We start from the raw sequence: 6,414 nt of genomic DNA on the forward strand, positions 1-6,414 counted from the left end.
AGCCGCCGGTGGTCGACGCCCTGGCGCCGCCTTCGTGGCGGAGCCGGGCGACAGACCGGATGCACGGCCGACGAAAACGCGGCTGCGGTGACCGCCGGGGCGGTCACCGCAGCCGCGTTCGTTCTTTCCGGGGTCAGCCGGTCTCAGGGCCGGTCGTCGAGACCGGGGGTGTCGCCCTCGCCCGACTCGGCCTCGGCCTGCTTGGCCTTGACCTCCGGGTCGAGGTCGGCCCGGTTGCTGCCGTCGACCGAGCTCAGCGGCCGATCGTCGCCCACCTCGGTGGCGACGGGCGGCTCGACCAGCCAGTCCGGGTTGGCCTGCTTGTCCCACCAGCGCCAGGCGGCATAGGCGCCGCCCGCCAGCACACCCAGCACCAGGAAGCCCTTGGCGGCCCGGCCGGCCTTGGCCCGCCGCTGGTGCTTCCTGGCGAGCTTCTGGATTTCCTTGGCGGTCACCTGGGTGCGCAGCGCCGCCAGGGCGGCCGCGCTGCGGGCCGACGCCTGCTCGGCGACGGGCAGGGCCACCGCCCGGGCGTGCTCGACGCGGGGCGCGGTGTAGTCGGCGGCACTCCGTGCGGCCTTACGGGTGGAGACCGCGGCGCGGTGCGCGGCCTCGTCGACCCGGGGCGGCACATGGCTACGGGCCTGTTCGAGGCGCGGTGCGAGATGGGACGCGTACTGGACACGGGCCTGCTGGGCCGCCTTCGTCACCTTCGGCGCGAGCCGTACGCGCGCCTCGTGCGCGTAGTGGGCCGCCTGCTCCTTGGCTGTGTCGGCGTAGGGCGCCACCACTTCCGCGGCGTGCTGCGCGCTGTCCTTCGCCGAGTCGGTTGCGGCGCGCACGCTGTCGATGCGGGTCACGAGATCCTCCTCCTTGGTGGCGGGTAGGTACTCCGCCTGTCCGCCCAGTTCGAAATCATGCCTGTCGCGGCCATGCCCGGCATGCGGGACGGGCATCCGGGTCATGTTCGTCTTTCGCGGTCAAAACGGTTCATGTGAAGTCTGCCGACGACAATGCCACGGTTCGGTGGCGAACGCGCCGTTTCGCCCGGCATCCGGCCGTACATTTCCCGGTCCGTGGGAGGATCGGCGGACGCCGGCGAAGGATGTGACGTCAGGTGAAGGATGAAGGAAGGCAGATCGTGGCCGAGCAGCTTTACGCCACCTTGAAGACCAGTCGGGGCGACATCGAGATCCGACTCCTGCCGAACCACGCCCCCAAGACGGTCAGGAACTTCGTCGAGCTGGCCACCGGGCAGCGCGAGTGGGTCAACCCGGAGACCGGCGAGAAGACCACGGACCCGCTGTACGACGGCACCGTCTTCCACCGCGTCCTCAGTGGCTTCATGATCCAGGGCGGCGATCCGCTGGGCAACGGCACCGGCGGCCCCGGCTACCGGTTCGCCGACGAGTTCCACCCGGAGCTGGGCTTCACCCAGCCGTATCTGCTGGCCATGGCGAACGCGGGCCCGGGCACGAACGGCTCGCAGTTCTTCCTGACCGTGTCCCCCACCGCCTGGCTGACCGGCAAGCACACCATCTTCGGCGAGGTGGCCGACGAGGCGGGCCGCAAGGTCGTCGACGCCATCGCGGCCACCCCGACCAATCCGCGCACCAACCGTCCGCTGGAGGACGTGGTGATCGAGTCCGTGGTCGTCGAGACCCGCTGACGGGCCCGCCGCGCGGCAGGCCTCGCGGGAACCAACCGCCCTGCCCGTCCGTACTTGTTACCGAGCGGACCAGCGGGGCGGCTCTGTCCGCGCCGCCCGAGTGACGAGGACCGAGAGGCAGGCCAGGACCGATGGAGCAGCAGCCGCCGGGGGACCGGGCCGCCACGGGCGGCGGTGTGCCGACGCCGACCTGCTACCGCCATCCCGACCGCGAGACCGGCATCAGCTGTACGCGCTGCGGGCGGCCGATCTGCCCCGAGTGCATGGTCAGCGCGTCGGTCGGCTTCCAGTGCCCCGACTGCGTACGCCAGGGCTCGGGCACCGGGCACCACCCGGCGGCCAGTCAGCCGCGCACGCTGGCGGGCGGCTCGGTGGCCGCCGATCCGCGCCTGGTCACCAAGATCCTGCTCGGCATCAATCTCGCCGTCTTCCTCCTGGTCAGCATCCGTCCCGAGCTGGTGAACGATCTGACGCTGCTCGGGCGGGCCTGGGACCCGAGCCCGCCGCCGGGATCCATCGAAGGCGTCGCCGAGGGCCAGTGGTACCGCCTGGTGACCTCGATGTTCCTGCACCAGGAAGTGGTGCACATCGCGTTCAACATGCTGGGGCTGTGGTGGCTCGGCGGACAGCTGGAGGCGGCGCTCGGCCGGTCCCGCTATCTCGCCCTCTATCTGCTGTCCGGCCTCGCGGGCAGCGCCCTCACCTATCTGATCGCCGCGCAGAACCAGCCTTCGCTGGGCGCGTCCGGCGCGGTCTACGGCCTGTTCGGCGCGACCGCCGTCCTGATGCGCCGGATGAACTACGACATGCGTCCGGTGCTGGTGCTGCTGGCGATCAACATGGTCTTCACCTTCACCTGGGGCGGCATCGCCTGGGAGGCGCACGTCGGCGGTCTGACCGCGGGCGTCGCCATCGCCGTCGGCATGGTCCACGCCCCGCGTGAGCGGCGTACGGCGGTGCAGGCGGGCACCTGCGCGCTCGTCCTGCTGGTGACGGTCGGGATGATCGTCGCCCGGACGATGGCGCTCACCTGAGCCGGATCCTGTGCGGAACGGGGTCCTCCACCCCCAGGTGGACCGAAGTTGTCCACAGTGTGCGCAGAATCTTGTGCATGGCAAGAGGAACAGTCGTTCCCATCGTCGCTGAGCTGGGTTTTCTCGCCCGGACAACGGGGTGCAGCCCCCCTCGACGAGGGAGGCTGCGGTCACACCGGCGTCAACTTGAGTGGAGGTTATCCACAGATCGTCTGACCTTTTCCCCCAGCTGTGGATAACTCTGTGGGTAACTCAGGGCAAGGCTTGCGCGGAGGTGGTCCGTCACTTCCACTGCGTCGACACGGCGAAGCCGCCGGCGATGAAGCCGAAGCCGACCACGATGTTCCAGTTGCCCAGGGCGTCGACCGGCAGATCGCCTTCGGTCACGTAGAACACCACGATCCAGGCCAGCCCGATGAGGAACAGGGCCAGCATCACCGGAGCGACCCAGCTGCGGTTGGTCAGCTTGATAGCCGTTGCCTGCTTCGCCGGGGGCGGCGTGAAGTCGGCCTTCTTGCGGATACGTGACTTCGGCACGAGGGACTCTCCTGTCGATGCGCTGCGTGACCGCGCAGGGATCTGTGGCGGGCGCCGGGGGCGGGGTGCCAGGGGGAATGCTGCTCCCCCCGAGCGTCCGTTAGCGTAGTGCTTCCCTGGCGCCTGATGAGATAAGGGTACGTTGAGCAATTCTGCCGACTCCCCGGAAGGCCCGGCCCGGCGCACCTCCGTGTGGGCGGTCCGGGGGCTCACCGCTGCGGTTTTCGCCCTGGCCGGACTCATCTTCGTCACCAGCGCCAACACCGCCAAGGGCACCAATCTGCGCAGTGACTCCTCGCTGCTCAAGCTCTCCGACCTGATCAGGGAGCGCAGCGAGAAGAACGGCGAGCTGAACGACTCCGCCGCCGCCGTGCGTGCGGACATCGACGCGCTCGCCCAGCGCGACGACGGCTCCACCAAGGCCGAGGACGCCCGGCTGAAGGCCCTGGAGAAGGCGGCCGGCACCACGAAGATCAGCGGCGACTCGGTCAGCGTGACCCTCAACGACGCGCCCCCGGACGCCACCGCCAACCCCGGCTACCCCGAGCCCCAGCCCAACGACCTGGTCATCCACCAGCAGGATCTGCAGGCCGTGGTGAACGCGCTCTGGCAGGGCGGGGCCCGCGGAATCCAGGTGATGGACCAGCGGCTGATCTCCACCAGCGCGGTCCGCTGCGTGGGCAACACCCTGATCCTCCAGGGCCGCGTCTACTCCCCGCCGTACAAGGTCACCGCGGTCGGCGACCCGGGGAAGCTCAAGCGGGCGCTCAACGACTCCACCGCGATCCAGAACTACCTGCTGTACGTGAAGGCGTACGGGCTGGGCTGGAAAGTCGACGAGAACGAGGCGGTGACTCTTCCCGGGTACTCGGGCACAGTGGATCTCCACTACGCACAGCCTGTGGAGTGAGCCCGAGCTGAGCCCCGGGGAGGCCGTCCGGTGTCGGTGCGACTCGTCGTCAGAACCTTCAGCGAACTCTGCATCACCGTGGGCGCGCTGATCGTGCTCTTCGTCGCCTACGTCCTGTTGTGGACGGGGGTGAAAGCGGCCGACGCGGCCGAGGGCGAGATCGACACGCTCCAGAGCCAGTGGGCCCGCGAACCCGTGACGCCGGCCCCGCCGCCCGCCACCACCGAGCCCTCCGCCGAGCCCTCCGCCCCGGCGGCCCCGGTCCCGTACCGCGACGGAAAGCCCTTCGCGACGCTGCACATCCCCCGCTTCGGTTCCGGCTGGGAGTGGCCGGTCCTGGAGAACACCGAGGCCACGACCTTGCAGAAGGGGCTCGGGCACTACCGCGGAACGGCCCGCCCCGGTGACACGGGCAACTTCGCGGTGGCCGGCCACCGGCGGACGTACGGCGACCCCTTCAAGGACTTCCCGGAACTGCGCCCCGGGGACGCGGTGGTCGTCAACGACGGCACGACCTGGTTCACGTACCGCATCGCGAGGAAGCCGTACCGGACCGTGCCCACCGACACCGCCGTCGTCGACCCGGTGCCCCGCGGTTCCGGCTTCGAGGGCGCCGGGCGCTATCTGACGCTCACCACGTGCGAACCGGAATGGGGCAGCAGCCACCGGCTGATCGCCTGGGCGCACCTGGACGCGACGCGGCCGGTGAGCGACGGCAGGCCGCCGGAGCTTTCCGGCTGAGTCCTGCCGGGCCCGAGCTTTTCCCCAGCTGACCCACTCCCCGGCCGCGGCCCTCTAGTCTGGTGCGGGTACCGAATGGAGGGGTCAGCATGTACGGCTGGATCTGGCGGCATCTGCCGGGCAACGCATGGGTGCGGAGCGTCATCTCGCTCGTGCTGGTTCTGGCGGTCGTCTACGCACTGTTCCAGTACGTGTTCCCGTGGGCGGAACCACTGCTTCCGTTCGGTGATGTGACCGTCGACGGCGCGAGCGCCGGTGGAGCAGGAGCAGGCCAGTGAGCGCGCGCGTCCTCGTCGTGGACAACTACGACAGCTTCGTCTTCAACCTCGTCCAGTACCTCTACCAACTCGGCGCCGAGTGCGAGGTGCTGCGCAACGACGAGGTGACCACCGCGCACGCTCAGGACGGCTTCGACGGTGTCCTGCTCTCGCCGGGCCCCGGCACGCCCGAGCAGGCCGGCGTCTGCGTCGAGATGGTGCGCCACTGCGCGGACACCGGCGTCCCGGTCTTCGGCGTCTGCCTGGGCATGCAGTCGATGGCGGTCGCGTACGGCGGAGTCGTCGACCGCGCCCCCGAACTGCTGCACGGCAAGACCTCACCCGTGACCCACGAGGGCAAGGGCGTCTTCGCCGGACTGCCGTCGCCCTTCACCGCGACGCGCTACCACTCGCTCGCGGCCGAACCCGGCGCGCTGCCCCCGGAGCTGGAGGTCACCGCCCGCACGGCGGACGGCATCATCATGGGGCTGCGCCACCGTGACCGGGCGGTGGAGGGCGTGCAGTTCCACCCCGAGTCGGTGCTCACCGAGTACGGCCACCTGATGCTCGCCAACTGGCTGGAGCAGTGCGGGGACCAGGGGGCCGTCGCGCGGTCGGCGGGGCTCGCGCCGGTGGTGGGCAAGGCCGCCGCGTGACCGCGGGCCGCCCCGGGCCCGACGCCGGACCGGAGGGCCCTCACCCGCAGGGGGCGTACGGGGCCGACGGCGCGTTCGTGGCGGCGGTGGACGGCCTCGCGGATCCGCTCAACGATCCGCTGCCCGGCGGGCACGCCTCACCGTGGTTCCGGGCGGACAACATCCCGGCGGGCGGACCGGTGCCGGGCGGACCGGGCCCCGCCCGGGGCCCCGACCTCGGCTACGCACCCCACCAAGGGCCTCAGCAGCCCCAGGGAGCGCCGAACGAGTGGTACGACCCCGCCGGGTACCAGCGCGACTGGTACGGCCCCCAGGAGCCGTCTGCGCGAATAGCAGAGGCGGCCGCGGCGGCCGAGACGGCTCCGGTGGCTCCGGTGCCTCCGGCGGCTGTCGCCCAGGAGCGGGCTCCGGCCCCGGATCCGGGCTTCTCCGCCGAACCGCGTACCGAGGTCATCGCCCGTATCCCGGCGGAGCCCGCAGCCCCGTTCGAGCCCGACGCGGCGTACGAGCCCGAGGCGGCGTACGAGCCCGCCCGGGAGCCCGAGCCCGGCGCGGAGGACCCGGCCCCGGCCCCCGTGCCGCCGGCCGGCGGGCGGGCCGAGCGGCGGCG

At 71.2% G+C, this 6,414-nt stretch carries 8 protein-coding genes and 1 pseudogene; 7 read left to right on the forward strand and 2 right to left on the reverse strand.

Annotated features, from left to right (window positions below; translation table 11 throughout):
- Positions 1 to 143: 143 nt before the first annotated feature.
- Complete coding sequence (locus tag G3I54_RS08235) at positions 144 to 860, reverse strand: DUF5324 family protein (RefSeq protein ID WP_164612537.1); 717 nt, start codon at positions 858 to 860, stop codon at positions 144 to 146.
- Positions 861 to 1,141: 281 nt separating this feature from the next.
- Between G3I54_RS08235 and G3I54_RS08240 the strand changes: the two genes are divergently transcribed.
- On the forward strand, positions 1,142 to 1,669 hold the full coding sequence (locus G3I54_RS08240) for a peptidylprolyl isomerase (RefSeq protein ID WP_164612539.1): 528 nt from the start codon (positions 1,142 to 1,144) through the stop codon (positions 1,667 to 1,669).
- 131 nt (positions 1,670 to 1,800) lie between these two features.
- The gene (locus G3I54_RS08245; protein ID WP_164612541.1) at positions 1,801 to 2,703 is read left to right on the forward strand and encodes a rhomboid family intramembrane serine protease; all 903 of its coding nucleotides are present in this window, start codon (positions 1,801 to 1,803) and stop codon (positions 2,701 to 2,703) included.
- 282 nt (positions 2,704 to 2,985) lie between these two features.
- On the opposite strand, the gene crgA is transcribed toward G3I54_RS08245, so the two are convergent.
- On the reverse strand, positions 2,986 to 3,240 hold the full coding sequence (gene crgA, locus G3I54_RS08250) for a cell division protein CrgA (RefSeq protein WP_003967902.1): 255 nt from the start codon (positions 3,238 to 3,240) through the stop codon (positions 2,986 to 2,988).
- A 142-nt stretch (positions 3,241 to 3,382) separates the two neighbouring features.
- Between crgA and G3I54_RS08255 the strand changes: the two genes are divergently transcribed.
- The 5 genes and pseudogenes from G3I54_RS08255 to G3I54_RS08275 form a co-directional block, all read left to right on the forward strand.
- Positions 3,383 to 4,150 (forward strand): DUF881 domain-containing protein, encoded by a 768-nt coding sequence (locus G3I54_RS08255; protein ID WP_203685652.1) that lies wholly within the window; start codon positions 3,383 to 3,385, stop codon positions 4,148 to 4,150.
- 30 nt (positions 4,151 to 4,180) lie between these two features.
- Positions 4,181 to 4,891, forward strand: a complete 711-nt coding sequence (locus G3I54_RS08260) for a class E sortase (protein ID WP_164612543.1) — start codon at positions 4,181 to 4,183, stop codon at positions 4,889 to 4,891.
- 89 nt (positions 4,892 to 4,980) lie between these two features.
- Positions 4,981 to 5,169, forward strand: a complete 189-nt coding sequence (locus G3I54_RS08265) for a hypothetical protein (protein ID WP_164612545.1) — start codon at positions 4,981 to 4,983, stop codon at positions 5,167 to 5,169.
- A complete protein-coding gene (locus tag G3I54_RS08270) occupies positions 5,166 to 5,804 on the forward strand; it encodes an aminodeoxychorismate/anthranilate synthase component II (RefSeq protein ID WP_164612547.1) in 639 nt (212 codons plus the stop codon). Before G3I54_RS08265 ends, G3I54_RS08270 begins: the two co-directional genes overlap by 4 nt.
- Positions 5,801 to 6,414, forward strand: a pseudogene (locus tag G3I54_RS08275) (class E sortase); the annotation flags it as partial. The gene G3I54_RS08270 and the pseudogene G3I54_RS08275, both read left to right, overlap by 4 nt.

Origin of the sequence: Streptomyces sp. SID14515 (assembly GCF_010548505.1) — a bacterium.
Classification (GTDB): domain Bacteria; phylum Actinomycetota; class Actinomycetes; order Streptomycetales; family Streptomycetaceae; genus Streptomyces; species Streptomyces caviscabies.

What these genes read in the sequence shown, in the direction of transcription:
- G3I54_RS08265 (WP_164612545.1), top strand. Translation starts at nt 4,981, where the DNA reads ATGTACGGCTGGATCTGGCGGCATCTGCCGGGCAACGCATGGGTGCGG.
- G3I54_RS08245 (WP_164612541.1), top strand. Translation starts at nt 1,801, where the DNA reads ATGGAGCAGCAGCCGCCGGGGGACCGGGCCGCCACGGGCGGCGGTGTG.